This is a genomic window from Microbacterium sp. NPDC077663 (assembly GCF_044542795.1).
In the GTDB taxonomy this organism is placed as follows: Bacteria; Actinomycetota; Actinomycetes; order Actinomycetales; family Microbacteriaceae; genus Microbacterium.
The window spans coordinates 782,037-807,779 of record NZ_JBITVE010000001.1 but is presented as its reverse complement, the minus strand read 5'-3'; the positions used below and the strand labels follow the sequence as shown (position 1 = coordinate 807,779).

Annotated in this window: 19 protein-coding genes and 1 tRNA gene; 11 read left to right on the top strand and 9 right to left on the bottom strand. The window is 71.5% G+C overall.

Features of this window, described 5'->3' with window-relative positions:
- Window positions 1-32: 32 nt before the first annotated feature.
- On the top strand, window positions 33-1,241 hold the full coding sequence (locus tag ACIGEP_RS03870) for an aminotransferase class I/II-fold pyridoxal phosphate-dependent enzyme (protein ID WP_396660305.1): 1,209 nt from the start codon (window positions 33-35) through the stop codon (window positions 1,239-1,241).
- A 22-nt stretch (window positions 1,242-1,263) separates the two neighbouring features.
- On the opposite strand, the gene ACIGEP_RS03865 is transcribed toward ACIGEP_RS03870, so the two are convergent.
- Both ACIGEP_RS03865 and ACIGEP_RS03860 read right to left on the bottom strand, forming a co-directional pair.
- Window positions 1,264-2,073: a carbon-nitrogen hydrolase family protein gene (locus ACIGEP_RS03865; RefSeq protein ID WP_396660304.1), complete on the bottom strand. Its 810-nt coding sequence runs from the start codon at window positions 2,071-2,073 to the stop codon at window positions 1,264-1,266.
- Window positions 2,070-2,579 (bottom strand): DUF6328 family protein, encoded by a 510-nt coding sequence (locus tag ACIGEP_RS03860; protein ID WP_396660303.1) that lies wholly within the window; start codon window positions 2,577-2,579, stop codon window positions 2,070-2,072. Before ACIGEP_RS03860 ends, ACIGEP_RS03865 begins: the two co-directional genes overlap by 4 nt.
- A gap of 82 nt (window positions 2,580-2,661) precedes the next feature.
- Between ACIGEP_RS03860 and ACIGEP_RS03855 the strand changes: the two genes are divergently transcribed.
- Window positions 2,662-2,735, top strand: a tRNA-Met gene (locus tag ACIGEP_RS03855).
- A gap of 69 nt (window positions 2,736-2,804) precedes the next feature.
- On the opposite strand, the gene ACIGEP_RS03850 is transcribed toward ACIGEP_RS03855, so the two are convergent.
- A complete protein-coding gene (locus ACIGEP_RS03850; RefSeq protein ID WP_396660302.1) occupies window positions 2,805-3,158 on the bottom strand; it encodes a MarR family winged helix-turn-helix transcriptional regulator in 354 nt (117 codons plus the stop codon).
- Between the two features lie 191 nt (window positions 3,159-3,349).
- On the opposite strand from ACIGEP_RS03850, the gene idi reads away from it, so the two are divergent.
- From idi to ACIGEP_RS03815, 7 genes are read left to right on the top strand one after another with little or no spacing between them, the layout of a single operon-like run.
- Window positions 3,350-3,898, top strand: a complete 549-nt coding sequence (gene idi / locus ACIGEP_RS03845) for an isopentenyl-diphosphate Delta-isomerase (protein ID WP_396660301.1) — start codon at window positions 3,350-3,352, stop codon at window positions 3,896-3,898.
- A complete protein-coding gene (locus ACIGEP_RS03840; protein ID WP_396660300.1) occupies window positions 3,895-4,959 on the top strand; it encodes a polyprenyl synthetase family protein in 1,065 nt (354 codons plus the stop codon). The genes idi and ACIGEP_RS03840 overlap by 4 nt, the downstream gene beginning before the upstream one ends.
- Entirely contained in the window at window positions 4,956-5,840 is an 885-nt protein-coding gene (locus tag ACIGEP_RS03835) for a phytoene/squalene synthase family protein (RefSeq protein WP_396660299.1), read from the top strand. The genes ACIGEP_RS03840 and ACIGEP_RS03835 overlap by 4 nt, the downstream gene beginning before the upstream one ends.
- Window positions 5,837-7,390: a phytoene desaturase family protein gene (gene crtI / locus ACIGEP_RS03830; RefSeq protein WP_396660298.1), complete on the top strand. Its 1,554-nt coding sequence runs from the start codon at window positions 5,837-5,839 to the stop codon at window positions 7,388-7,390. Before ACIGEP_RS03835 ends, crtI begins: the two co-directional genes overlap by 4 nt.
- A 5-nt stretch (window positions 7,391-7,395) precedes the next feature.
- A complete protein-coding gene (locus ACIGEP_RS03825; RefSeq protein ID WP_396660297.1) occupies window positions 7,396-7,731 on the top strand; it encodes a lycopene cyclase domain-containing protein in 336 nt (111 codons plus the stop codon).
- Entirely contained in the window at window positions 7,728-8,036 is a 309-nt protein-coding gene (locus ACIGEP_RS03820) for a lycopene cyclase domain-containing protein (protein ID WP_396660296.1), read from the top strand. Before ACIGEP_RS03825 ends, ACIGEP_RS03820 begins: the two co-directional genes overlap by 4 nt.
- Entirely contained in the window at window positions 8,033-8,908 is an 876-nt protein-coding gene (locus ACIGEP_RS03815; protein WP_396660295.1) for a prenyltransferase, read from the top strand. The genes ACIGEP_RS03820 and ACIGEP_RS03815 overlap by 4 nt, the downstream gene beginning before the upstream one ends.
- Window positions 8,909-8,932: 24 nt before the next feature.
- Here the strand turns inward: ACIGEP_RS03815 and ACIGEP_RS03810 are convergent, their stop codons facing one another.
- Both ACIGEP_RS03810 and ACIGEP_RS03805 read right to left on the bottom strand, forming a co-directional pair.
- Window positions 8,933-11,851 carry a UPF0182 family protein gene (locus ACIGEP_RS03810; RefSeq protein ID WP_396660294.1) on the bottom strand — a complete coding sequence of 973 codons (2,919 nt, stop codon included), beginning with the start codon at window positions 11,849-11,851 and terminating at the stop codon, window positions 8,933-8,935.
- Window positions 11,852-11,945: 94 nt separating this feature from the next.
- Window positions 11,946-13,070, bottom strand: a complete 1,125-nt coding sequence (locus ACIGEP_RS03805) for a PDZ domain-containing protein (protein ID WP_396660293.1) — start codon at window positions 13,068-13,070, stop codon at window positions 11,946-11,948.
- A 126-nt stretch (window positions 13,071-13,196) separates the two neighbouring features.
- On the opposite strand from ACIGEP_RS03805, the gene ACIGEP_RS03800 reads away from it, so the two are divergent.
- Window positions 13,197-14,615 carry a zinc-dependent metalloprotease gene (locus ACIGEP_RS03800; RefSeq protein WP_396660292.1) on the top strand — a complete coding sequence of 473 codons (1,419 nt, stop codon included), beginning with the start codon at window positions 13,197-13,199 and terminating at the stop codon, window positions 14,613-14,615.
- 787 nt (window positions 14,616-15,402) lie between these two features.
- On the opposite strand, the gene ACIGEP_RS03795 is transcribed toward ACIGEP_RS03800, so the two are convergent.
- Together ACIGEP_RS03795 and nudC are read right to left on the bottom strand one after the other, a co-directional pair.
- Complete coding sequence (locus ACIGEP_RS03795; protein WP_396660291.1) at window positions 15,403-17,115, bottom strand: ATP-dependent helicase; 1,713 nt, start codon at window positions 17,113-17,115, stop codon at window positions 15,403-15,405.
- On the bottom strand, window positions 17,112-18,014 hold the full coding sequence (nudC, locus tag ACIGEP_RS03790) for an NAD(+) diphosphatase (protein WP_396660290.1): 903 nt from the start codon (window positions 18,012-18,014) through the stop codon (window positions 17,112-17,114). Before nudC ends, ACIGEP_RS03795 begins: the two co-directional genes overlap by 4 nt.
- Window positions 18,015-18,077: 63 nt before the next feature.
- Here nudC and ACIGEP_RS03785 point away from each other — a divergent pair, with 63 nt between their 5' ends.
- Window positions 18,078-19,316: a phosphotransferase gene (locus ACIGEP_RS03785; protein WP_396660289.1), complete on the top strand. Its 1,239-nt coding sequence runs from the start codon at window positions 18,078-18,080 to the stop codon at window positions 19,314-19,316.
- 11 nt (window positions 19,317-19,327) lie between these two features.
- Here the strand turns inward: ACIGEP_RS03785 and ACIGEP_RS03780 are convergent, their stop codons facing one another.
- A complete protein-coding gene (locus tag ACIGEP_RS03780; protein ID WP_396660288.1) occupies window positions 19,328-22,612 on the bottom strand; it encodes an ATP-dependent DNA helicase in 3,285 nt (1,094 codons plus the stop codon).
- On the bottom strand, window positions 22,609-25,686 hold the full coding sequence (locus tag ACIGEP_RS03775) for an ATP-dependent helicase (protein ID WP_396660287.1): 3,078 nt from the start codon (window positions 25,684-25,686) through the stop codon (window positions 22,609-22,611). The genes ACIGEP_RS03780 and ACIGEP_RS03775 overlap by 4 nt, the downstream gene beginning before the upstream one ends.
- Between the last annotated feature and the right edge of the window lie 57 nt (window positions 25,687-25,743).

Sequence of the window (25,743 nt, the reverse complement as noted above, 5' to 3'; positions counted from 1 at the left end):
CTGTCGGCGCCGGCGGACGATACGCTGGGCCGGTGCTGCACATCCCCGGTGCCTGGCAACGCGCAGCCCGCGGCGCCGGCCTCCTCGCCCCCGACGGAACGCTCGCCCCGACGATCTTCGCCGAGATCACCGCCGCTGCCGTCCGTCACGATGCCGTCAACCTCGGACAGGGCTTCCCCGACGAGGACGGGCCCGCCGAGGTCCTCGACGCGGCGATCGAGGCGATCCGCTCCGGCGTCAATCAGTACCCGCCGGGACGAGGGATGCCGGTGCTGCGGGATGCCGTGGCGGAGCACCAGCGCCGCTTCTACGGGATCGCCCTCGACCCCGAACGGCAGGTCCTCGTCACGGCGGGCGCGACGGAGGCATTGACCGCCACACTCCTCGCGCTCCTCGACGGACCGGACGACGAGGTCGTCGTCTTCGAGCCCTACTACGACTCGTACGCCGCGGCGATCGCCCTCGCGGGCGCGCGGCTCGTCCCCGTCCCGCTCCGATGGCCCGCCCTCGCACCCGATCTCGCGGATCTCCGTGCCGCGGTGGGCGACCGCACCCGCGTCATCCTCGTCAACGATCCGCACAACCCGACGGGCACGGTGTTCTCCGCCGAGGTGCGCGAGGAGATCGTGCGTCTGGCCGCGCACCACGATGCGCTCATCGTCACGGACGAGGTCTACGAGCACCTCGTCGTCGAAGGCACGCACACGCCGATCGCGACCCTCCCCGGCGCTGCCGAGCGGACCTTGACGATCTCCTCGGGCGGCAAGACATTCCGGACGACCGGCTGGAAGGTGGGCTGGGTCAGCGGTCCCGCAGATCTGGTCGACGCCGTCCTGGCGGTCAAGCAGTACCTGACGTACGTGAACGGCGCGCCCTTCCAGCCCGCCATCGCCGTCGGTCTCGGGCTGCCGGACTCCTACTTCGACGACCTCGTCGCGACGCAGCGCGCGCGGCGGGACCTCCTCGGCGAGGGGTTGATCGCGGCCGGCTTCGACGTGTCGACACCGGCGGGGTCGTACTTCACCGTGGCCGACGTGCGGCCGCTGCTCGGTGCCGACGAGGACGCGGCGGCGTTCTGCCGGGCCCTGCCCGAACGCGTCGGGGTCGCCGCCATCCCCCTGACGGCCTTCGTGTCGGACGGCCACCGCGCGGACTACACGAGCCTCGTGCGCTTCGCGGCCTGTAAGCGCACGGAGGTCATCGCCGAAGCGGCGCGGCGCCTGACGGCATCCGCTCGCTGATCGTCGCCCGGAGCGTCCGGAATCAGTCGCGGGGCGCCACCGTGTAGCGCCGCAGTTTCAGCGCGGGGTTCACCCGCCGCACCCGATCGACGACTCCGAAGTCGATGTACGCCACCGCGACGTCGGTCGCGGTGCCGATCGAGGCCACCGGTACCCCCAACGGGTCGATCACGAGGGAGTGCCCGACGCCGAGAGGCGGCGGGTGGTCGGCGCCGGCGACGTAGAGCGTGTTCTCGATCGCGCGCGCCTGCAACAGCGTGCGCCAGTGATCCTCCTTCAACGGCCCGCGCACCCACTCCGCCGCGACGAGCACGACGTGCGCGCCGGTGTCGGCGAGGGTCCGGGCGACCTCCGGGAACCTCAGGTCATAGCAGGTCATGAGAGCGAATCGGATGCCGTCCACCTCGAACGTCTCGGGCGACTCGATCTCCCCCGGCTCCACCCAGTCCGACTCGCGCTGCCCGAAGGCGTCGTAGAGGTGCAGCTTGCGGTAGCGCGCGACGACACCGTCGGCGTCCACAGCGACGACCGTGTTCCGCACGCGGTCGCCGCTGGAGGCCCGCTCGACCAGGCCCGCGACGATGTGGACCTCGTGACGGGCAGCCAGGCGCGCGAGGGCCGACACGAAGGGGCCGTCGAGATCCTGTGCGTGGGCAGCCAGGGATGCGTCGAAGGGGTCGACGAAGTAGCTGGAGTACTCGGGCAGCAGGACGACGCGTGCGCCGCGGTCTCGGGCGCGGGCGACGAGCTCGCCGATGGCGTCGAGATTGGCCGACTCGTCGGCCGACGGGGCGAACTGGGCGACCGCGAGGCCGACCGGACTGACGGTCATGAGGTCCTTTCCGAGCGGCGGCGCGTGACGAGCGGGAGGATCAGCCAGAGCGCCAGGATCACGACGCCCAGGGAGACGCCTGCGATCCAGGATGCCGCACCCCCGACCACGACGTCGAACACGAAGGCGACGACGCCGACCAGCAGGGCCGACACCAGCGCGAGCGCGCCGATCATGCACCCGTGCCCGAAGCGCACGATCTGCGGCTTGGCGCGTTGGGCGAACAGGAGCCGATGCACCGAGACGGGCGCCAAGGCGACGACGGCGCTGAGCGCCGAGAGCACGACCAGGAGCAGATAGCCGAGTCGCTGGGAGGGACCGAGGTCGACGAACGCGGGTTGGAAGGCCAGCGCCAGCAGGAACCCCGTCAGGATCTGCGTGCCCGTCTGCAGCACGCGCAGCTCCTGCAGGACCTCGTTCCAGTTGCGATCGGCGCGCTCGTCGCGCGTCTCCTCCCGTCCGTCGGGTTGCGCATCGGCGGTGTCATCGGTGTCGCGGCGGAGCATGCCTCCATCCTGCCGACCGCACCGCCGATCCTCGGACCGATTCGCGTGCACTTCGAAGCCGTGCTAGTGTTTTCTCTTGTGCCGCGGGGTGGAGCAGCTCGGTAGCTCGCTGGGCTCATAACCCAGAGGTCGCAGGTTCAAATCCTGTCCCCGCAACAAAAAGAAGAAGGCGTTCCCTCTCCGGAGGGGGCGCCTTCTTCGATTCTCCCGCGCTCTGGGGCCACGTCAGCCGGGCAGCATCGCCCGTTCCATGTCGGCGAGGAAGCGCACGATCGTGCGGAGCTCGTCGTCGGAGTACGGTTCGGCGGCGTCCCGCATCCGCTGGAGCCGCTCTCCGAAATGACGACGGAAGGTCGTGCGCGCCTCGTCGGTCAGGGCGACGATCCGAGCGCGGCGGTCATGCGGATGCGGCTTGCGCGTGAGGTATCCGTCCGCCGTCAGACGGTCGAGGAGTTTGGTCGTCGATGCCGTGGAGATCGCGAGATGCGTCGCGAGATCGTGCGGCTTCACCACCTCGCCATGCTGCTCCCGGATGATGAGCATGCGCAGCGCCGCCAGGTCGGTCGTGTTCATGTCCATGTCGCCCCGCATCGAGGCGTACATTCGGTCCAAGGCGTCCGAAAAGGCCCGAATGGCCTCCAACGCACCGAGCACCACGACGTCGCGCTCATTACTCGGAATCCACGGTTCCGCCACCATTGGACACCTTTCCGGTCGGTCTGTAGCATGTCGATTGATTGCTAGATAATCTAGCAAATAAGGGAGGAATCGTGTCAGACATCGAATACGTCGTGCTCCTGGATGATGACGGACACGAGATCGGCACGGCTCCGAAGGCTAGCGTCCACGGCACGGACACCGCACTCCACCTGGCATTCTCCTGCCACGTCTACAACCGTCGCGGGCAGTTGCTCGTCACGCGGCGCGCGCTCGGAAAGGCCGCCTGGCCGGGGGTATGGACGAACTCGTTCTGCGGTCATCCCGCTCCTGCCGAGCCTGTGCTCGACGCCGTCCACCGGCGCGCCGCCTTCGAGGTCGGACTCACCCTGCACGACGTCTCCCTCGCCCTCCCCCTCTTCCGCTACCGCGCCACCGACGCCTCCGGGATCGTCGAACACGAGATCTGCCCGGTGTACATCGCGTACACCGACGACGAGCCGCAGCTGAACCCCGATGAGGTCGCCGAGGCCCGCTGGGTGGACCCTGCCGCCCTGGATGCCTCCATCACGACGACTCCGTGGGCGTTCAGCCCCTGGCTCGTCCTGCAGGCGCAGCAGCTCGAGCTGTTCTCGCCCCACGAGCAACGGAGGGCCTCGTGATCGGCCTCCCGGAATCCGCATGGCGCGAGATCGATGACGCTCTGGAAGTCGCGCTCGAACGCCTGCGCGTGCGATCCGCGGCGCTCGGCGAAGCGTCGGCGGCACTCGGTGACGCCACGGCCGCCTCCGCGACAGGCGGGAAGCGGCTGAGACCCGCGCTCGTCGTCGCCGCATTCGAGGCGTTCGGCGGCGACGCCGGCCGCTCCCCCGGCCTCTGGCGGGTCGCCGCGGCGTTCGAACTGCTGCACGCGGCCTTCGTCGTCCACGACGACCTCATCGATGGCGACGTCGAGCGCCGGGGCATCCCGAACGTCGTCGGGCGCTTCCAGGAACGCGCCCGCGCACGCGGCGGAAACGACGACGAGTCGCGCCTGCTCGGCTCGGCGGCAGCCGTCCTCGCCGGTGACCTCCTGTTGTTCGAGGCGACGCGGCTGATCGCGACGGCACCGGTGACAGCCCCCCAGCGCGCGGCGTTGTTCGTCCTGCTCGACGACGCGGTCCTCGTGTCCGCAGCGGGGGAACTGGCCGACGTGGAGCAGTCCATCGGCGCGGATCTGCCGCCGACGGATTCGCTGCTGCGGACGGCGCGCGACAAGACGGCGTTCTACTCGTTCCAGGCTCCGCTGGCCGCGGGTGCGCTCCTGGCTGGTGCCGACGACGAGCAGCGCGCTGCCCTGGAAGCGGCGGGCTCGGCGATCGGCGTCGCCTTCCAGCTCGCCGACGATCTCATCGGAACGTTCGGCTCACGGGCCGAAGCCGGCCGCGAACCGGGAGCCGACCTGCGCGCGTCGAAGCGGACCCCGCTGATCGCGATGGCAGCCGAGACCGAGGCGTGGCCCCGGGTCGCATCGGCCCTCGCCATGGCACCCACCGGCCCGATCGCCATCGAGCGCGCGCAGCGTGAACTCGCCGCGAGCGGCGCGCGCGAGCGGACCGTCGACATGATCGCGCAGACGCTCCGCTCCGCTCGGACGCTCGCGGCCGACGCGGCGCTGCCGCGCGATGCCGTCGTGCTCCTCGCTGCGCTCGCCTCCGCCGTGGAGGATCGCATCCCGCGATGACCGACACGCTCTACGACGAGACGGCCGCCGCGGCCGCCGCATCCGTCATCCGTGCCTATTCGACATCGTTCGGACTCGCGACGAGCCTGCTGGGATCCCGGGTGCGGGCACACGTGCGGAACGTCTACGCGCTCGTCCGCGTGGCCGACGAGATCGTCGACGGTGCGGCCACGGCCGCCGGGGTGCCGCTGGACCAGCAGCGCGAGGTCCTCGATGCCCTCGAAGCCGAGACCTACGCGGCGATCGATCGCGGATTCAGCGCCAATCTCGTCGTCCATGCCTTCGCGCGGACCGCTCGCGAGTGCGGCATCGCAAGGCGGCACATCGAACCGTTCTTCGGCTCGATGCGCACCGATCTCGAGCGCGCCGAACACGACGACGTCTCGCACGACGACTACGTCTACGGGTCCGCCGAGGTCGTCGGGCTGATGTGCCTGCAGGTGTTCGTCAACGCGGGCGCGTCGGCTCCGCGCGACCCCGACCCCGTGCTCGTGACCGGCGCGCGTCGCCTGGGCGCGGCCTTCCAGGACATCAACTTCCTCCGCGACCACGCCGACGATGCCGGGCGACTCGGTCGCGATTACCTCGGGGTGGGCGACGGTGCGGCACGACGACGCGAAGTCCTCGCCCGTATCGACGGTGACCTGGATGCCGCGGCCGCGACCATTCCGCTCCTCCCGCCCGACTGCCGGGTCGCCGTCGCCACCGCGCACGGCCTGTTCGCCGAGCTGACCGAACGGCTGCGCAAGGCGGAGGACCTGAGCGTCCGCGTCCGCGTCCCCACCCCGGTCAAGGCGGCCATCGCGGCTCGGGCCGCCGTCGCGCACCGCCGCACACCATTACGCCGCACGACACGACAGAACCGGAGACCTTCCGAATGAGCCGGCGCATCGCGATCATCGGCGGCGGCATCACGGGCCTCGCCACCGCCGCACTCCTGGCCGACCGCGGCGACGAGGTGACCGTCTTCGAGGCCCTGGACGACGTCGGCGGACGCGCCGGCAGCTGGGAGAAGGACGGCTTCCGGTTCGACACGGGTCCGAGCTGGTACCTCATGCCCGAGGTCTTCGAGCACTTCTTCGCGCTCCTCGGCACGAGCGCACACGAGCAGCTCGACCTCGTGCGTCTCGAACCCGCGTACCGCGTGTATCACGAGGGCGAGTCCGAGCCCTTCGACGTGGTCTCGGGACGGGATGCCGCCGTCGCCGCCTTCGAGGCCCGCGAACCCGGCGCGGGCGCCGAGCTCGCGACCTATCTCGACTCGGCAGGGGAGATCTACGACCTCGCCGTCTCTCGATTCCTGTACGACCCGTACGTGTCCCTCAAGGGTCTCGTCCACCCCGACGTGATCCGCAAACTCGGCACCCTCGTGCCGTTGCTGTTGCGTCCCCTCTCGACGCACGTCGAGAAGCGGTTCGCCGATCCGGTCCTGCAGCAAGTGCTCGGCTACCCCGCCGTGTTCCTCGGCGGGTCGCCGTACGACGCGCCGAGCCTGTACCACCTCATGAGCCACCTCGACCTCGACGACGGCGTCCTCTACCCCCGTGGCGGGCTGGTCCAGGTCATCCGGGCGATCGCGCGCCTCGCCGAGGATCGCGGAGCCGAGATCCGCACTGGCAGCCGCGTCGAGCGGATCCTCACGGAGGGAGGCCGGGCCAGCGGCATCCGCCTCTCTGACGGCTCGGTCATCCGCGCCGACCACGTCATCTCCACCGCGGACATGCACCACACCGAGACGGTGCTCCTCGAGCCGGAGTCGCGGTCGCGCAGCGAGGCGTGGTGGGAAGGGCGCACCCCGTCGTTTGGGGCGCTGCTCATCCTGCTGGGTGTCGAGGGGGAGATCCCCGAACTCGAGCATCACACGCTGCTGTTCACGAAGGACTGGAAGGCGAACTTCGACGCGATCTTCGGCGAGGGCGCGTCGGCCGACGTCCCGGACCCGGCGTCGCTGTACGTCTGCAAACCGAGCGCCACCGACGACGACGTGGCACCCGCGGGGCACGAGAACCTCTTCGTCCTCGTGCCGATGCCTCCGGCACCCGAGTTGGGCCGCGGCGGGGTGGACGGCGCCGGAGACGCCCGCATCGAAGCGGCCGCCGACGCCGTGATCGCGCAGATCGCCGAGTGGACGGGAGTCGCCGACCTCGCCGATCGGATCCGCGTCCGTCGGACGATCACCCCCGGCGACTTCGCCGCGGACTTCGGCTCGTTCCGCGGCGGCGCTCTCGGGCTCGCGCACACGCTCCGCCAGTCCGCCATGTTCCGTCCGGGCCTGCGGTCGAAGGTCGACGGCCTGCTGTACGCCGGCCAGACCGTCCTCCCCGGAGTCGGCCTGCCGATGTGCCTCATCTCGGCGGAGCTCGTGGTGAAGCTCCTCGACGGCGACATTTCCACGGGACAGCTCGCCGCGCCGGTTCGCGAAGAGGGCTGAGCGCGGTGGCGGGACTGTACCTCGTCGCCCTGATCGTGTCGGCGCTCGGGGTGACGGCCGTCGACCTGCGGCACCGGTTCGCCCTCGGGGTGGCCCCCGGCAGGACGCTGCTCCTCATCGCGAGCGGGACCCTGTTCCTTCTGGTGTGGGACATCGTGGGCATCGCGAGCGGTGTCTTCGTCCGTGGGGACAGTCCGCTCCTGCTCGGAGTGGACCTCGCCCCGCACCTGCCGCTGGAGGAGCCGGTCTTCCTCGCGTTCCTCTGCCACCTGACCCTCGTCGTCCACGCCATCGCCAGGCGGATCGCCGCGCGGCGCCGTGCCCGCAGGGAGGCGACGTGACCTACCCCCTTTTGGTCGTGCCCTTCGCCGTCGTCACCGTGATCGTCACCTTGCTGTCGCTTCGGCGCCCGGGAGCCCGGGAGCGGCTCATCGCCTCGCTGTGGACGGCGCTCGTCCTCATCGCGTTCACCGCGGTGTTCGACAATCTGATGATCGCAGCCGATCTCTTCACCTACCCGGAGGAGCACATCAGCGGCATCCGGATCGGCCTCGCGCCGATCGAGGACTTCTCCTACCCGATCTGTGCCGCGTTCCTGCTGCCGGCGATCGGTGCGCTCCTACCCGCGCGGAAGGATGCCGCATGAGCCCCCTCCGGTTCGCCCGTCAGCTGTTCGTCTCGTCCCGCCCGGTGAGCTGGATCAACACGGCGTACCCGTTCGCGGCCGCGTACCTGCTCAGCGCTCACGTGATCGACCTCGTGCTCGTGATCGGCACGCTCTTCTTCCTCATCCCGTACAACGTCGCGATGTACGGGATCAACGACGTCTTCGACTACGAATCCGACCTGCGCAACCCCCGCAAGGGCGGGGCGCACGGTGCCATCCTCGACAAACGACTGCACCCCGCCGTCCTCTGGGCGTCGGGCCTCCTGTGCGCCCCGTTCGTCGTGTTCCTGATCGTCGCAGGTCCCCCGGCATCCTGGCTCGTCCTCGCCCTGAGCCTGCTCGCGGTCGTCTTCTACAGTGCGCCGCCGCTGCGGCTCAAAGAGCGTCCGTTCGCGGACTCCGTCACCAGCAGCATCCACTTCTTCTCACCCGCTGTGTATGCGCTCGTCCTCACGGGAGCGACCTGGACGCCGCAGCTCGCGGTCATCATCGTCGCCTTCGCCCTGTGGGGTGTGGCGTCGCACGCGTTCGGCGCGGTTCAGGATGTCGTTGCCGACCGAGAGGCGGGGATCTCCTCGATCGCGACGGCGCGCGGTGCCGCCTGGACCGTCCGGTTCTCGCTCGTCGCATACGGTGCCGCGGGTGCCCTCATGCTCGCGACCGCGCGGCCGGGCCCGCTCGCCGCCGTCGTCGCACTCCCCTACCTCGTCACGGTGTGGCCGTACCGGTCGATCCGTGACGCGGATGCGGCCGCAGCCACCCGGGGCTGGGACCGCTTCCTGTGGCTGAATCAGATCGCGGGGTTCCTCGTGACGCTGCTGCTGATCTGGTGGTGGCTGCTCAGTCGCTGAGCGGCCACCACCGGATCTGCGGGATCACTCGCCGTCGAGCTGGATGAGCCGGTCGATGATGTTGGTGAGTCGCTCGTCCTGCTCGCCGTAGGCGGCCCAGTCGCCCTTCTGCATCGCGTCGTCGCGGGCCAGCATGACCTCGCGCGCCTCCTGCAGGAGTCGGGCGGTCTCGTCACCCACGCCGGCCGGCGGTGTGTCGGTTCCGTCCGTGGGCTCCGGCGACGGGGTCGCGCCGGGTGTCGTTGACGGCGACGGGGTCGTCCCGTCGTCGCCCGCGGTGGCACCGGAGTCGCCGCCGAACAGCTTGTCCAACGCCTGCTGGAGGGTGTCCTCGAAGGCGACCTGCTTGCCGAAGGAGACCAGGATCTTCCTCAGCTGCGGCAGCTGCGTACCGCTGGATGCCTGGACGAACACGGGCTGCACGTAGAGCAGACCGCCGCCGACGGGCAGCGTCAGCAGGTTGCCGTTCAGGACGTCCGACTGGCCCTGCTGCAGCAGGTTGACTTCCCGCGCCACATCCGCGTTGGAGCGGAACTCGTTCTGCACCTGCCCGGGACCCGGGACGGACACGTCGGCGCCGATCTCGAGCATCCGGAGCGTGCCGTAGTCCTCGCCCTTCTTGCCGGCCTCGGATCCCGCGTTCGAGTCGACCGCGAGGTAGCCGAGCAGCACGTTGCGCTCGTCGTCGCCGACGGAGGCCGGGATGAACGAGGTGAACATCGAGAAGGAGGGCTGGTCCTGCCCCGGCATCTGCATCGTCAGGTAGTACGGCGGCTGCAGGTTGGCGGGCGTCACCGGGTCCTGCGGGGTGCGCCAGGCGTTGTCGCGGCGGATGAAGGACTGCGCGTCGTCGACGTGGTAGGTGCCGAGCATGGCGCGCTGCACCTTGAACAGGTCCGTCGGGTACCGCACGTGGCTCATGAGATCGCCCGACATCTCGCTCACGGGCTTCAGCGTCGACGGGTAGATCTTCTGCCACGCCTGCAGCAGCGGGTCCTGGTCGTCCCACGCGTAGAGCGTCACCGAGCCGTCGTACGCATCGACGGTCGCCTTGACCGAGTTGCGGATGTAGTTGACGTCGTCGAGGGCGACGCGCGGCTGGGTGTTGGTCGTGTCCGAGATCGCGTCGCGCAGGCTCACGATCGAGGAGTACGGGTAGTTGTTGCTGAGCGTGTACCCGTCGATGATCCAGACCACACGGCCGTCGACGACGCTCGGATACGGGTCACTGTCGAGCTCGAGGTAGGGAGCGACCTTCTGGACGCGGTCCCGCGGGTTGCGGTCGTAGAGGATCTGCGACTCCTCGTTGATGCCGTCCGAGAAGAGGATGTCGGTCGACTGGAACTTGAGCGCGTACAGCAGTCGGTTGAAGGGGTTGCCGACGTCGGGCCCGCCGTCGCCCTGGAAGGTCGTACGGGTCTGGTCGGCGCCGTCCTCTCCGCGGGGGTAGTCCAGCTCGACCGGGTTGCTGCCCTCGGGGGCGCCGACGATGGAGTACGGCGGCGAGGACTCACCGAAGTAGATCCGCGGCTCGTACTTCTCGTTCTGGGTGAGGTCACCCGAGGTCGGGATGCCGCGCTCGAGGAAGACGGGGTTGCCGTCGTCCGTGCGCTCGTTGCCCTTGGCGGCGACGACGCCATAGCCGTGGGTGTAGACAAGGGTGTTGTTGTACCAGGACTGCGCATTGCCGAGCTGGTCGAGATTCAGCTCGCGCACCGAGACGACGGCATCCTGCGTCTTGCCGTCGATCTCGTACCGGTCGACGTCGAGCGGATTCTGGAACTGGTAGTACGAGCGGTACTGCTCGAGCTGGCGGACCGTGGGGCCGATGATGGCGGGGTCCATGATGCGGATCGACGCCGTGGTGTCGGCGTCGGCACGGAGCTGGCCCTGCTCGGCGGTCGTGACCGCTTCATAGGGGGTCTTCTCGAGCCCCTCGATGCCGTAGGCGAACTTCGTCGCCTTGAGGTTGCGCGTCACGTAAGGCGCCTCGTAGGTCTCGAGGTTCGGCGCCACCTGGAACTGACTGACCGCCCACGGGTAGGCCACACCGACGACGAGCGACGAGACGATGAGCAGCGCCGTGCCGATGAGCGGGAACCGCCAGCGACCGATGATCGCCGTGACGATGAACAGCGCCGCGACGATCGCTGCGGCGACGGAGAGGATTCCGAGCCCCGGGATGACCGCGTTGACGTCGACGTAGCTCGCGCCCGTGAAGCGGTCGCCCTGCGTGGTGAGCGTCTTGTACTGGTCGAGCCACAGGCTCGCCGCCTGCACCGCGACATAGAGCGCGGCGACGATTGCGAGCTGGATGCGGGCGGCCTTGGAGATGCGCAGTTCGCGCTGACCCACGCGCACCGACCCGTACAGGTACGACACGACCGCGGTGACGAGCAGGCAGATGAGCAGGACCGCCGACGCGAATCCGAGGACGACGCTGTAGAACGGCATCTGGAATAGGTAGAAGCCGGTGTCGAGGCCGAACTGGGGGTCGGTCTGGCCCGTCGTGACACCGTTGGCCCAGAGCCACACGGTCTCCCACTGCGCGGACGCGGCGAAACCGGCGAAGAACCCGAAGAAGACCGGGATCCCCCACATCGCCAGACGGCGGAGGGGCTCGACGACCTCCTGGTAGTGGTCGAGCTGCGAGCTCAGCCGCGCGTACACCGGACGGAGGCGGTACGCGAGCTGGATCGCCGCGAACACCGGGGCCGCCATCGCGACGAAGCCGACGAGGAACATCACCACCCGCGCGGTCCACTGGGTCACCAGGACCCCGTCGAAGCCGAGTTGCCGATACCACTGCCAGTCGGTGTAGAGCCCGGCGAACGCGAAGAACGCGATCACCAGAACCACGAGCACGCCGACGGTGATGGCGATCGTGCGACGAACGGGATTCGGAGGGGTGGACGTGGCCGGTCCGGCAGGTGTCGAGGTCACCCCCTCATCCTAGGCGGGGCTCATCGCGGGCGCGGCGGCGGCGACTGCGCTCTGGGCGGAATCGCAGGGGGATGCCGCCCTCGCCCGTCCGTGGTCAGCCGGCGGTGCAGACGGGCAGCGCATCGACGCCCTCGCCCGTGCGGATCGCGTCGAGGGCGGCGAGCGAGTCGTCTAGGGTCGACACCGGGATGACCCGCAGGTCGCCCGGGATGTGCCCCACGACCTCGTCGCAGTTCTTCTGCGGCGCGAGGAAGTAGCCCGCACCGGCATCCAGCGCGCCGTACAGCTTCTGGCGAATGCCGCCGATCGGGCCGATCGTCCCCGCAGAGTCGATCGTGCCGGTGCCTGCGACCTGCTCGCCGCCGTTGAGCTCCCCGGGGGTGAGGGTGTCGATGATGCCGAGCGCAAACATCTGGCCGGCACTGGGACCGCCGATGCGGTCGAGCTGGATGGTGACGTCGATCGGGAAGTCGAAGTCGCGGGCCGTGGTGATGCCGATGATCCACACCGGACCCTCCGTCGACTCGGTCTGCACGGGGGTGACGCTGACCGTGCGCTCCGCGTCGGCGCGACGAATCACGAGCTCGACGGGGTCCCCCTGTCCGTCGTTGATGACGGAGCGCAGCTGCGCCGTGTCGTCGATCGGGGTTCCGTCTGCAGAGACGATCTCGTCGCCGACCTCGAGGATGCCGGTGGCCGGGGAATCCTCCGTGAGGGCACCGACACCGACGTGGGCGCGCACCGTGTACCCGAGCTGCTTCAACGCCGCGGCCGTCGCCTCCTTCTGGGAGTCGACCATCAACGCCGCGTTCTCCTCGTTGCGCTGCTCGGTCGTCGTGCCCGCCGGGAACACCTGATCGATCGGCAGCACGGCTTCCGACGGATCGAACCACGCCATCGCGAGCTCGAACCAGGACGGCGTGCGTTCGCGGGTGCCCGCGATCTGCACGGTTGTGAGGTCGAGTGCGCCCGCGGTCGGGTAGGTCTCGGCGCCACGGACCGAGATGAGGGGGACATCCTCGCCCTCGGAGTTCTCGGCTGAACCGAGCGTGTTGACGACGGGTCCCTGTCGCTGGATGACGAACCCGGTGGGCAGGAAGCTCAGCACGAGGAGCGCCACCAGGGCGATGACGAGCGCCCAGACACCGCCCGAGAATCGGCGGGACCGGGTGGATGATCGCGGTGCGACCGGGGTATCGGCGTCCTCGAAAAGCGACACGCGGGTCCTTCCTCCGGCGCTCGTTCGCGGCCGGCGTACACGGGATGTCTCCCGCTCGGACCGGGCGGAGAAAACCTGCCATTAGCGTAGAGCGAGACGTCTCCCCCCTGCTGAAAGGCGCCTGACATGACCGATGACGCGGACAAGACCGGCGACGATCTGCCGGGTGACGACGACCTGGCCGAGATGCTCCGGCGGATGCTCGGCGGGCAGGGCGGGATCGATCCCGACCAGCTGCGTCAGCTGTCGGCCATGGGCATCGACCCGGCGATGATGCAGACGATCATGCAGCAGTTGCAGGCCGCCATGGCCAGCGACGGCGGGGACGACGGGGTGGACTGGTCGGCGGCGAGGACGCAGGCGCTGCACATCGCCAACCGCGACGGGCTCGGGATCACCGCGGGGGCCCGCACCGAATTCGACCAGGCCTTCGCGCTGGCCTCGCTCTGGCTCAGTGAGGCGACCTCCATCGGCGAGCTCGCGCAGACACCGCGCCCGATAACGCTGGGGCAGTGGGTCGAGGCGACGCTCCCCGTGTGGCAGGAGCTCGCCGAACCGGTCGCGACCTCGATCAGCGACGCCCTGACGGCAGCTCTCGAATCGCAGACGCCGGAGGAGATGCGGCCCGCGATCGAGGGTGCCGGCCGCCTGATGCGCCGGGTGGGCGGTGCGCTGTTCGCCGGCCAGCTCGGCGCCGTCATCGGAAAGCTCTCCCTCGAGGTGGTCAGCGGCGGCGACGTCGGCATCCCGCTGATGCCCACCGGCGACGCCGCGATCCTCCCCCAGAACTTCGCCGACTTCGGTCGCGACCTCGAGATCGAGGAGGACCAGCTCGCGCTCGTCCTGGCCACCCGAGAGCTCGCCCACGCACGGCTCTTCCGCCATGCGAAGTGGCTGCGTCTGCACGTCATCTCGCAGGTCACCGACTTCGCCCGCGGAGTGCATGTCGACACGGACGCCCTCGAGGAGCTCGCCTCGCGCTTCGACCCCTCCTCCCCCGAGGAGCTGAAGGCCGCGATCGAGAGCGGCGCGCTGCTGCCGCAGCGGTCCGAGGCCCAGATCGCCGCCCTCACTCGGCTCGAGAACCTCCTCGCGACCATCGAAGGCTGGGTCGACGTCGTCACCGCGGACGCGACCACCCGGGTCCCCTCCGCGGATCGCATCGCCGAAGCGGTCCGCCGCCGCCGCGCCGTGGGCGGACCCGGCGAGCAGGCGATGGCGTCCCTCGTCGGACTCGAGCTGCGCCCCCGGCGCCTGCGCGAGGCCGCGGCGATGTGGCGTGCGGTGACGGATGCCGTCGGCCCCGCCGTCCGCGACGGCCTGTGGGACTACCCCGACCTCATACCCACCGCCGACGACATCGACGACCCCGCGGGACTCGTCGCCCGACTGCAGGCGCGGCAGCGCGGCGAGACGCCCGAGCGGGACGCCTTCGACGACGCCCTTGAAGCGCTGCTCGAGGAGGAGGCGGGTGGTCCGGACGGCGCGGTGCCCGATGGACCCGGCGACGGCGATGACGGCCCTGGGGGTCCTCGCCCCGTCTGACGATCTCCTCCTCCACAGGGCGCATCCGCTCCCCTGTCGTGCGGGAGCTGTGGAAGGCACGCGGAGGGCCGGAGGCATCCCGGTCAGAATCGCCTCATGCTGCGACTGGCCGCCTCCCACCCGCCGCTGTGGCGCACGCCCACCAGCGTGCAGCTCGGCATCGACGACGAGCGTCCGCTGACGGGTGTCCAGCCGTGGCAGGAGCGGCTGCTCGATGCCCTGGTCGGCGGCATCCCGGACGGCCGACTCGTCCCCCTGGCGCGGGAACTCGGCGCCACCCCCGACGAAGCCAACGCGTTCCTTGCTCGGATTCAGAGCGCACTGGTCGCCGAGGCCGCCCCCATCCCGCCGGTGCGGGTCGAACTGCCCGCCGACCTCGGTCACGACGACGAGCGGACGCTGCTCGCCGGGCTCGCTTTGGCGGGGCTCGAGATCGACGCCTGCGAGCGGTGGCCGCTGCCGCCCGGCCCGGGGCCGATCGTGATCGTGGCCGCCCACCTGATCGATCCGCACCGCGCCGCGCGCCTGACCGCCGAGGACACCCCGCACCTGCCCGTCGAACTCGCCGGGGACCGTGTCGTGGTCGGCCCGCTCGTGCGTCCGGGCACCTCGGCGTGCATCGCGTGCGTGAACGCCCACCGACGGGACCGGGATCCGGAATGGCCGCTCCTGGCGGCTCAGCTGCTCGCGCGGCCGTCCGTCCCGACCGAACCGCTCCTCATGGTCGAGGCGGCGGCGCTGACTGCACGCCTCCTGCGCGCCGACGACGCGGGACGATCCGTCGTGCTCACCGCGTCGGGCGGACAGCGCGAGACCCGCGCGCACCGCCCTCACGCAGTGTGCCTCTGCCGATCTCCTGAAGGAATCTGGAGCGCTGACGCTCGCGGTTCCCGGAACGTCGAGCCCACGACAGCGACAGCGTACGCGCGGCCCGCGTGACCCCGACGTAGGTCAGGCGACGCTCCTCATCGACCTGCTCGAAAGTCGTCGCGTACGAGATCGGGAGCAGGCCCTCGCTGAGCCCCAGGAGATGGACGTGCGACCACTCGAGACCTTTCGCGGCGTGGAGGGTGGCGAGGGTCACCGTCCGCATCGTCGGTTCGTGCTGCGCCTTCGCCCGGGCGGTGAGCTCGTCCGTGAACGCACGGAGCGTCGTGCCCTCGGGGGCATCCTCGGCCAGCCGCAGCACCGCGGCCCGCGCCTCCCATGCGTCGCGCAGCGCGCCGCCCGCCGGCGGCGCCTCGTCCGTCAGTCCGAGCGAGCGCAGCACGTCGCGGACGGTCGCCAGGAACGACCCCGACAACGGTGCGACGGAGGCGCCGCGCAGAGCGAGCAGCGCCTGGCGCACCTCGGGCAGATCCCAGAACCTCTTGCCGCCGAGGACCGTGGCCGGGATGCCGCGGGCCGAGAGTGCGGCCAGCAGCGGCGCCGACTGTGCGTTCAGCCGGTAGAGGACGGCGATGTCCTGCGGGTCGACCCCGGCGGAGATCTGCGCCGCGATCCGGGTCGCGATGCCTTCGGCTTCGGCGGCGTCGTCCTCGTATGCCGTCACCTCGGGCACGGGCCCCGCCGGGGCCGGTGTGACAAGTTGCAGGGCGCCGGGGCGCCCGCGCATCAGCTCGTTCGCGACGGCGAGGACCGCGGCATCCGACCGGTAGTTGCGTTCCAGGCGCACGACCGTCACATCGTCGTCGCGCGCGGCGAAGTCGAGGAGGTAGCGCGGGTCGGCGCCCGCGAACGAGTAGATCGTCTGGCTCGCGTCACCGACGACGCAGAGGTCGCGCCGATCGCCGAGCCACAGTTGCAGCAGGCGGTTCTGCACCGGCGACACGTCTTGGAACTCGTCGACGGTGAAGTGGCGGTACTGCTCGTGCACAGCGGCCGCGACCCGCGGCTCCGACTCGATCATCCCGGCGCAGGCGAGCAGGACGTCCTCGAAGTCCAGCTGGCGACGCTCGTCTTTGAGCTTCTCGTAGGCGCGCTGCAGCGCGAGGAGGGGGTCCAGTGCCAGTCCCGGGATGCCACCGGGCCGATCGACCGCATACTGCTCGATCGATCGCATCGTGACCTTCCGCCACTCGATCTGCGAGGCGACGTCGCGCAGGGTGGATGCGTCCAGTCGGAGGCCGATACCGTCCGCAGCGTGCGAGAGCAGCCGCACCTTGCTGTCGACGATCGCGGGGGCGGTGTCGCGGGCGACCTGCGGCCAGAAGAAGTTGAGCTGTGCGAGGGCGGCGGCGTGGAAGGTGCGTGCGGCCACTCCTTCGACGCCCAGAGCGCGCAGCCGGCCGCGGAGCTCTCCCGCGGCCTTCGTCGTGAAGGTCACCGCCATGACCCGCTGCGGGGAGTAAGCCCCGGTGTCGACGCCGTGCGCGATGCGGTGTGTGATGACACGCGTCTTGCCGGTGCCCGCCCCGGCGAGCACGCACACATGCCCGCGCAGCGTCGAGGCGGCCTCCCGCTGCCGCTCGTCGAGGTCGGCGAGGGGGTCGACGCTCACTCCCCCACCCACCTGAGGATGAGGCTGCGCGCGATGGAGGCGCGGCCCGGCAGGCGGATCTCCCCTCGACCGGCGAGGGCGTCGCGGATCTCGTCGCGGCTGAACCACCGGACGTCGAGGATCTCCTCGCCGTCGGCTCGCGCCTCGTCGTCCGCGACTGCGTGGGCCGTGAACCCCAGCATGAGCGAGCGCGGGTAGGGCCACGCCTGCGACCCTCGGTAGACGACGCGGTCGAGCCGGACGCCCGCCTCTTCCGCGACCTCGCGCTCGACGGTCGTTTCGAGCGACTCGCCCGCCTCGACGAAGCCTGCGAAGGTCGAGTACGTCGGGATGTCGCCCCACGCGGCGTTGCGGCCGAGGAGAAGACGTTCGCCGTCCGCGCTCGCGACGGCGACGATGACGGCGGGATCCGTCCGCGGGAAGTGCTGACGGCCGCACGCGAGGCAGCGCCGGGACCACCCGGCTTGTTCGATCCGCGTCCCTCCGCCGCACGCGGAGCAGAACGGCGCGTCGATGAGCCATCGCCCGATGCTGAGGCCCTGCACGAAGCGGCCGGCCTCATCGGGGTCGAGGTCGCCGCCCACGGCGCGCAGCCCCGCCCACTCGACTCCCTCGATCCCGGGTTCGTCGGCGGATGCCGGGAGTGCAGCGACGGCGACGGCACGACGCGCGTCGTCGCGGCCGAGGAACGCCCACAGCGCCCCCTCGGGCACGAGATCGGGCGTCACCCAGTGCAGGGTGCGCGAGGGCGCGATCGGCGCGCGATCGGCGTGCAGGAGCAGCACGCGGGTGTCGGCGTCCGCCCGGATGCGGTCGAGCAGACCTTCGTCGAGCCGCTCCTCAGCCGCACGGTCGATGACCGCGCGAGCCAGTGGCGGCGGGACGTCCTTCGTCGTCATCGAGGACCTCTCTTGCGGGCGTGGCGCCGGTGCGCGGGGGCGGGCCGCGCCTACCCTTAGGGCATGGCACGCTCTCCTCTCACTCTAGCCGCGGCTGCCACGGCGGTCCTCTCGCAGGCGACGGGCGTGCGCACGAGCATCACGGGTGCCGCACCGCTGACCGAGGGTGCCGGTGGCCGGTTCGACAGCGCCGTGGTCCACCTCGACGACGGCAGTCGCCTGGTGGTGCGGGTGCCCGAGGGCGACGAAGCCGAGGCGGACGCCGTCCGCGAGACGACGGCGCTGGCAGCCCTCACGGCGGGCGTCCGAGCCATGCTCCCGTTCCGCGCCCCCGAGCACCTCGGCCAGACGCGGCTGGGTCCGCGCACCGCCCGGGTGCAGACATTCCTCCCCGGCTATCGCGTGGACGCCTCCCAGATCCCTGCGGGTCGCGGCGTGGCCACGGCTGTCGCCGAGGCGATCGCGGCCATCCACGACCTTCCCTCGTCGATCGTGCAGAGAGCGGGGCTCCCCGCACGGACGGCCGCGCAGGTGCGCTCCGACACCGAACGCCTGCTCGACCGCGCCGAGGCGACCGGGCGCCTGCCGTTCGGGCTCCTCCGCCGGTGGAGCCGTGCCGTCGCCCTCGACGCCCTGTGGCACGTCGAGCCGACCGTCACCCTCGGCGGGGTCGATCCGTCCGCCTTCACGATCACCGATGTCGACGGCGTACCGACGGTTGCGGGCCTGCTCAGCTGGGGCGGCCTGAGCGTCGGCGATCCCGCCGAGGATCTGCGCTGGATCGCGAGCGCGCCCGAGGCGGCATCCGATGTCGTCATCGCCTACAGTGCTGCAGCGGGCCGCTCCCCCGACACGATGCTCGCCGAGCGGGCACGCCTGCACGCCGAGCTCGAGTTCGCGAAGTGGCTCGTCCACGGCCACGATTCCGCCTCGGAGACGGTGACGGCGGATGCCGTGGCGCTGCTCGAATCGTTGGACGAGAGCGTCCGCGACGAAGCGCCGATCGGCAGTGGCACGGTGAGCATCGACGACGCCATCGCGGCACTGGGACGGCTGCCCGCCGGGGCGGCCGAACCCGTCGACACCTCGATGCACACCGACGCCTACGACCCGGGGCTCCTTGACGGTCTCACCGAGGACGACACCCCTCCCGAGCAGGCCGCCTCCAGCGGCATCGACCAGGAGACCGAGCCGATCGAGTTCAGCGACTGGCCGGGCACCGACGAGGCGCCCGCCGCGGAGGACAGCGACCCCGACGACGCGGCGAAGAATGCGCTCCGCCGCTGGACCGGCACGGCCTGAGCCGTTCCCGCTCAGCCGCGCAGGATGATGCCGTCGGCGACGTAGAAGAGGGCGACGTCGATCTGCTCCATCGGGACGCCGTGCTTCGCGTGATACGCCCGTCGGTACAGCTCGAGCTGCAGCATCCGCTCCGCCCGCTCGGCGTCGGTCCGCGGAGGACGCCCCGTCTTCCAATCGACGATCTCGATCCGTTCGCCACGGCGGTACACCGCGTCGAGCTTGCAGATCACGACGTGCGGGCGGCCGTCGCCCAGAGCGTCCGGGTCGACGAAGTCGATCTCGGTCTCGACCTCGAGGGGTTGGAGATCCGCCCACTCCGACGCCAGGAACGCCTGCCGGAGCGCGTCGAGGGCCTCGGCATCGGCCGGTGAGGTCGCGGGCGCCTGGTCGTCGTCGTCTTCCCACAGGACGTCGTCCGCTGAGCGCGCGCGGCCCACGAGTCCGGAGCGCTGCTCGACCCAGGCGTGGAAGAGCGTGCCCAGGCGGGTCTGGCGGTAGGGACGTTCCGGCAGCGGTCGCGCCGCAGCCGTCGCCGCAGCGGTGTAATCGGCCACGAAGTCCTTGAACCGGGATGCCGGGATACGCGTCGGCGCGGGCTGCATGCGCCCCGCGGCGCGGGCCGCACGCTCGGCGAGAAGCAGCTCCAGGTCGCGCGTGGGGGCCACCGCCGGGAGCGTCATCGCCTCGCGCACCTGCGTCGCCGCCTCGCGCACCCGCGCACCCCGCGCACCCAGCGGGTCGATGGGCCACGCGAGGGTCGCCCGCGCCCCCTCGTACGGATTCTGCGTGGCCTCCGACTCCGGCAGCGGGATCTCGAGCTCGTCCCCGATCTCGCGGACGAACCGGCTCACCTCCCGCGGCTTCTTCGTCCCCGCCCACGGCGCCGCCGAGACCAGCAGGTGCTCCCGCGCCCGCGTCACCGCGACGTAGGCCAACCGTCGTTCCTCGGCGAGGTGCCTGTCGCGGATGCCGTCCTTGAACGCCCCGTGCTGCCGCTTCAGATCCTGCTGCGTCGGTGCCTCGTGGGCCCGCCACCGGAACTCGGGCAGCCAATCCCGGTCGCCGCGGAAGGAGTACGGCAGGACTCCGAAGCCGAGCCACCCCTGCGCATCCCGGAGCGCCGCAGGCAGCTCGTCCTCGACGGCCCGGACGACGGCGACCGCGTCCCACTCGAGTCCCTTCGACCCGTGGATCGTCAGAAGCTGGACGACGTCGTCCTCGGGGGGTTCGGTGCGAGGAGCGAACTCATCGATCCGCTCGGCACGGTCGAGCCAGGCGAGCAGGCTCGGCAGCGACCCGCGCTCATCGGTCTGCAGGAAGCCGTGCAGCTCGTCGACGAAGGCCCGGAGCTGATCGGATGCCGTGCGCGCGGGACCGCGCGACTCGTTCGCCGCGAGCTCGATGTCCAGGCGGAGCTCGTTCTCGATGAGACGGACGAGCTCCGGGATCGGCAGGCCCGCCGCCCGGCGGAGGCCCGCGAACACGGCGCCGGCCTCACGCAGGCGCTCGCGGGCGGCGGGGGTGAAACCCGCCAGCCAGCCGTGATCGGGCTTCTGACGCCCGACGAAATCGAGCGCCGCGACGAGCGAGCCGCCCTCGTCGCCCGCAGACCCGCGGATGATCTCGGCGAGTTCGGGGGGAAGCGGCTGCAGGGCGGTGTCGTGGCGCACCAGCCGAGCGGCGACCTGAGCGAGCTCGCGAAGGTCGGCGAGGCCGATCGACCACCGGGGGCCGCCGAGCAACCGGATCAGGGCCGATCCTGCCCGGGGGTCGCTGATGACCCGGAGCGCGGAGACGACGTCCACGACCTCCGGTGTCGACAGGAGCCCGCCGAGCCCCAGGATGCGATGAGGGATGCCGCGCCTGCCGAGCGCCTCCGCGAACCGGAGCATGTGCTTCTTGCTGCGCAGCAGCACCGCCCCCGTCGTCGCCCGACCGGCGTGGCGGCGCTCCTCCCGGACCGCTGCGAACCACTCGGCGACGTCATCCGCCTCGGCGTCGACGTCGTCCGCCACCACGACATCCACCCGCCCCGCGGGCGCCCCCGGACGCGGGCGGAGCGAGCCGACCTCGACGGGGGCGTCGAGCGGTGCGAGCACGGCGCCCGCCGCGCGCAGCACGTCGACGCCGTTGCGCCAACTGGTGAGCAGGGCGTAGCTGCGGCCCTCGGCATCCGGGTCGAACGTGCGGGCGAAGTCGCCGAGGTTGCCGGCGCTCGCCCCCCGCCACCCGTAGATCGACTGGTGCGGATCGCCCACCGCCATGACGGCCGTCCCCCCGAAGAGCGTCGCGAGAAGGTCGGTCTGCACGACCGACGTGTCCTGGTACTCGTCGAGCAGGACGACCCGGAAGCGCTCGCGGAGCTCGGCGGCCACGGCGGGGTGCGACCGCACGATCTGCAGAGCGCCCGCGACCTGGTCGGAGAAGTCGATGAGGCCGCGTCGGCGCTTCTCGGCCTCGTAGGTCCGCGCGAGCTCGACGAGCACCGACAGCCCCGAGACCTTCTCGGCTGCCGTGCGGACCTCGGCGTAGACAGAGGTCCCGGCGCGCTGACTCGGTCGCTCCCGCACGTCCTGGAACGCGGCGGCGAAGGCGTCGACGTCCTCCAGGTCGACGAGGTTGTCGACGCTGTCGCGGGCGATGCGCAGCGCGGCGTCGATGATGGTGGACGGGCGCTCGGCGCGATCGGGCAGCCGAGGGTCATCGGAGGACAGCACGACCTGCCGCATGAGCAGCCACGCCGCAGACTCACTCAGCACGACCGCCTCGGCGTCGCGGCCGATCCGGACGGCGTTCTCGCGGACGATGGCGTCGGCGAAGCTGTTGTACGTCGAGACGGCGGGTCGCTCCAGGAGGGCGTCCGACCGGTCGGACGCCGAGGTCGCCGGAGCGAGTGCGTCGAGCGCTGCGCGACGAGCCGACTCGGGAGCGCCCGCACGTTCGAGCTCCCCGAAGACGTCGAGCCGCCCGTCGGCGTGCAGGCGGCCGAGGTGCGGGAGGATCCCGCGCTCCTCGAACTCGGCGAGCCGGCGCAGCCGCGACCCGATCCTGTCGGCGAGCTCGCCGGCCGCCTTCCGGGTGAAGGTGAGGCCGAGGACCTCGTCGCGTCGCGCCAGGCCGTTCGCGACGAGCCACACGACGCGGCCCGCCATCGTCTCGGTCTTGCCGCTTCCGGCTCCCGCGACCACGAGAGCCGGCGTCAGGGGCGCCGAGATGACGGCCGACTGCTCGGCGGTCGGGGGGAACTGCCCGAGGGCCGCGGCGACGGTCTCGGGGCTGAGGAGTGCCGAGGTCACGCGGAGCTCACCGGTCCGATCGTGTGGATGCGGCACAGTCCTCGGGTATGGTCGTCGCGGCAGTGCTCCTCGAACGGGGCGATGAAGGAGGTGCCGCGCATGATCCGCACCGCCTCCTCGACCCGACCGAGGAACGCCGCCCGCGTCTCGTCGTCGAACGGTTCCTGTCGCGGCTCGGCGTACGGTCCGTGGCGCGTCCCCTTCAGGACGAGCAGCTTCGCACCTCCGGGCTCTGCGCCGACCGCCGCGGGGATCGCACCGCGCTCGAACGCCAGCTGGTAGGCCGCGAGCTGCGGGTTCTCGGCGGCCGCCCGGTCCCCCGTCGCCTCGCTGCGCCCCGTTTTCAGATCCACGATCACGACGCGCCCGTCACGCGTCCGCTCGACGCGGTCGATGTAGCCGGACAGGATCGCCGGGTGGGCGGCATCCGGAACCGGGAGCTCGACCTCGAAGTGCGGTTCGGCTCCGACGAGGGTCGTCCCCGCTCGCTCCGTATCGCGCAGGTACGCGGCCAGGCGTGAGACGAGATCACGCGCACGACGACGCTCGGCCTCGTCGATCCACGGCGCCTCGAACTCGACCTGCGACCACCCCGCCTCGACGTAGGCCCACAGGGCGTCCTCGTCGGCGGTGGCGACGTGCTCGAGGGCGCCGTGCAGCAGGGTTCCCAGGCCCGCCACGGCCGTGCCGGGGTCGCCGCCCAGGTCACCGATCGCCCAGTCCAGCTGGCACTGCTCGAGCGCGTGGATGCGGGACGGCGAGACGCGCAGGGGTGCGGTGTCCAGATCGCGCAGCGGAGCCGTGCTCGTGGGGTCGGCGAGGCCGTACCACTGGTCGGGAACCGCCCCGGGCACACCGGCTGCCGCCAGGAGCGCGAGCTGACCGGCGGCATCCGTCTGGTCCGCGGCCGACGACCGCGGATCGGTGAGACGCCGTCGATGCGCGGCGACGAGGCCGCGGAGGGTGAGGGGGTGCTCCGCCGACCGCGGCGCGGGCGAAGCGGGCGGCAGGAGCTCGAACAGGACGCTCGGTCCCGTGTCGTCGTCGTCCACAGCGGTGACGATCACCTTCGACTGCGCGCGCGAGACCGCGCGGGCGAACAGCCGCAGCTCGTCGTACAGCACCCCACGGCGGCGGTCAGCGGTGTCCAGTCCGGTGTCCTCCTCGGCCAGCCGACCGGTCTCGAGCAGGCTGCCCCGGAGCCGCAGGTTCGGCCAGACGCCGTCCTGCACGCCGGCGACGACCACCGTGTCGAATTCGAGCCCCAGCGCCGCGGCGGGGGTCGAGATCTGCACCCCGCTCGCGACGGTGCCCGTGCGCAGGCGGTCCTCGGCCACCTCGGAGTGCAGAAGGGCCCGAAGGTGGTCCACCGGGGGTGTGCCGTCCTCCCGCTCGCCGTGGCGCTTCGCGGCCTCGAACAGGGCGACGACCGCGTCGAGGTCGCGGCGCGCCTGGTCGGCGAGGGGCCCGTGCCCGTCGGCGAGCGTGCGCAGCTGACGCTCGAGCCCGCGCTGCTCCCACACCGTCCACAACAGCTCGTGCGCCGTCGCGCCGGAGTGGATCTGCTCGGCCACGTCAGCCAGCGTGCGCGCGAGACGGGCGGCCCGGCGCGCCTCGGGGGTGTCGACGACGTCGAACTCCACCGGGTGGCGCACCCCCGAGGCGAGCAGCTCCCGCGCGGAGCGCTCGCCACCGCTGCGCAGCTCCGCGTGCCGCAACGCCGCGCGCAGTCGCCGCAGCTCGACGGGGTCGAGCCCACCGCCGACGAGCACGTCGAGGACGTCGTCGTCGGTGCGGGCCTCCCCGGCGACGGCGGCGAGGTCCACGGCGCGGAGCAGATCCCGGACGATCGGCGTCTCCGCGAGGGCGCGTGCCGGCCCGACGGCCGCCGTGGGGACGTCCCGCGCCGACAGCTCCGCCTCGAGCGCGGTCACCTGACGGGAGTCGTGCGCGATGACGGCGAGCTGCTCCCACGGCACGCCGTCGTGGACGTGCCGCTCGCGGAGCAGGCGGGCGATGAGATCGAACTCCTCCGCCCCCGACCGGAGGGCGAAGGCACGCAGGCTGTCATCGGGGTCGACGCCGACAGGCGGATGCCGGTGGGCGACGAGCCCCGCGGCGCCGATGCGCGAGGTGACCTGAGCGACCAGGTCGCGCTGAGCGGCCGTCCCGCGATGGACGCGGTCCAGGACGTGCGTCTGCGTCGCGAGGCGGGCGAAGTTCTCGGGGCGCGCGCCGCGGAAGGATCCCGACCCGACGTCGGGGTCGCCGAAGGCGAGGACGGCGATCCCCCGCATCCGGCATGCCTCGAGCACCTCGACGCCGCCGAGGGTCAGCTCCTGCGCATCGTCGACGAGGATCGCGCGCAGGCCCGCGACCGGGCCCAGAGCCGGCGAGCCCGCCGGCGCGCCGCGCAGCAGTCCGACCGCCTCGCGCACGAGTCCGGCGGCATCGCGGTGGGCGCCGCGCATCCGCGCACGAACGGATCGGTACTCCTGCGCGAACGACGCCAGCGACGCCCAGACGGGGCGATCGGTCACCGCCGCCCGCCGGGCGAGGTCTTCGGGGTCGATCCCCAGGGTCGTCATCTCCGCGAGGAACGCGCGGATCTCCGCACGCAGCCCGGACGTGCCGCGGATGTCGGCGGGAAGCCACTCCGGCCACCGCGACGGGTCCGAGCCCTCGTCCTCCGCGTCTCCCGCCAGCAGGTCCGCGATGATCCGGTCCTCGTCCGGTCCGGTGAGCAGCTGGGGCGGTTCGTCGCCCCTGTGGACGGCATGCGAGCGCACCACCTGGTAGGCGAACGCGGGGACCGACCGCGCGAGCGGGCCGCTCGTGGCGACCCCCACGCCGACGGCGAGACGGTCGCGCAGCGCCGTCGCGGCGATCCGCGTCGGCGTCAGCACGAGGACCTCGTCCGGATGCATCCCGTCGTCGATGAGGGCGATGACGCGGGCGACGAGGGTCGCCGTCTTGCCGGTTCCCGGTGCGCCGATCACGACACCCGACGTCGTCGGGTCGAGCCCCACCACCGCCCGCTGCGCCGGGTCGAGGACGAACGGCGGGGCGGGCATGCGCTCCACGGTAATCGGAGCGGCCGACACCGGCGTCGCGGGCGACCGCGCGTCGCG

Excerpts from the sequence above, each read along its gene's own strand:
- crtI (WP_396660298.1), top strand. The coding sequence starts at position 5,837 with ATGAGCCGGCGCATCGCGATCATCGGCGGCGGCATCACGGGCCTCGCC.
- ACIGEP_RS03815 (WP_396660295.1), top strand. The coding sequence starts at position 8,033 with ATGAGCCCCCTCCGGTTCGCCCGTCAGCTGTTCGTCTCGTCCCGCCCG.
- nudC (WP_396660290.1), bottom strand. The coding sequence starts at position 18,014 with ATGACGACGAAGGACGTCCCGCCGCCACTGGCTCGCGCGGTCATCGAC.
- ACIGEP_RS03775 (WP_396660287.1), bottom strand. The coding sequence starts at position 25,686 with ATGCCCGCCCCGCCGTTCGTCCTCGACCCGGCGCAGCGGGCGGTGGTG.
- ACIGEP_RS03850 (WP_396660302.1), bottom strand. The coding sequence starts at position 3,158 with ATGGACATGAACACGACCGACCTGGCGGCGCTGCGCATGCTCATCATC.
- ACIGEP_RS03785 (WP_396660289.1), top strand. The coding sequence starts at position 18,078 with ATGGCACGCTCTCCTCTCACTCTAGCCGCGGCTGCCACGGCGGTCCTC.
- ACIGEP_RS03860 (WP_396660303.1), bottom strand. The coding sequence starts at position 2,579 with ATGCTCCGCCGCGACACCGATGACACCGCCGATGCGCAACCCGACGGA.
- ACIGEP_RS03865 (WP_396660304.1), bottom strand. The coding sequence starts at position 2,073 with ATGACCGTCAGTCCGGTCGGCCTCGCGGTCGCCCAGTTCGCCCCGTCG.
- ACIGEP_RS03835 (WP_396660299.1), top strand. The coding sequence starts at position 4,956 with ATGACCGACACGCTCTACGACGAGACGGCCGCCGCGGCCGCCGCATCC.
- ACIGEP_RS03800 (WP_396660292.1), top strand. The coding sequence starts at position 13,197 with ATGACCGATGACGCGGACAAGACCGGCGACGATCTGCCGGGTGACGAC.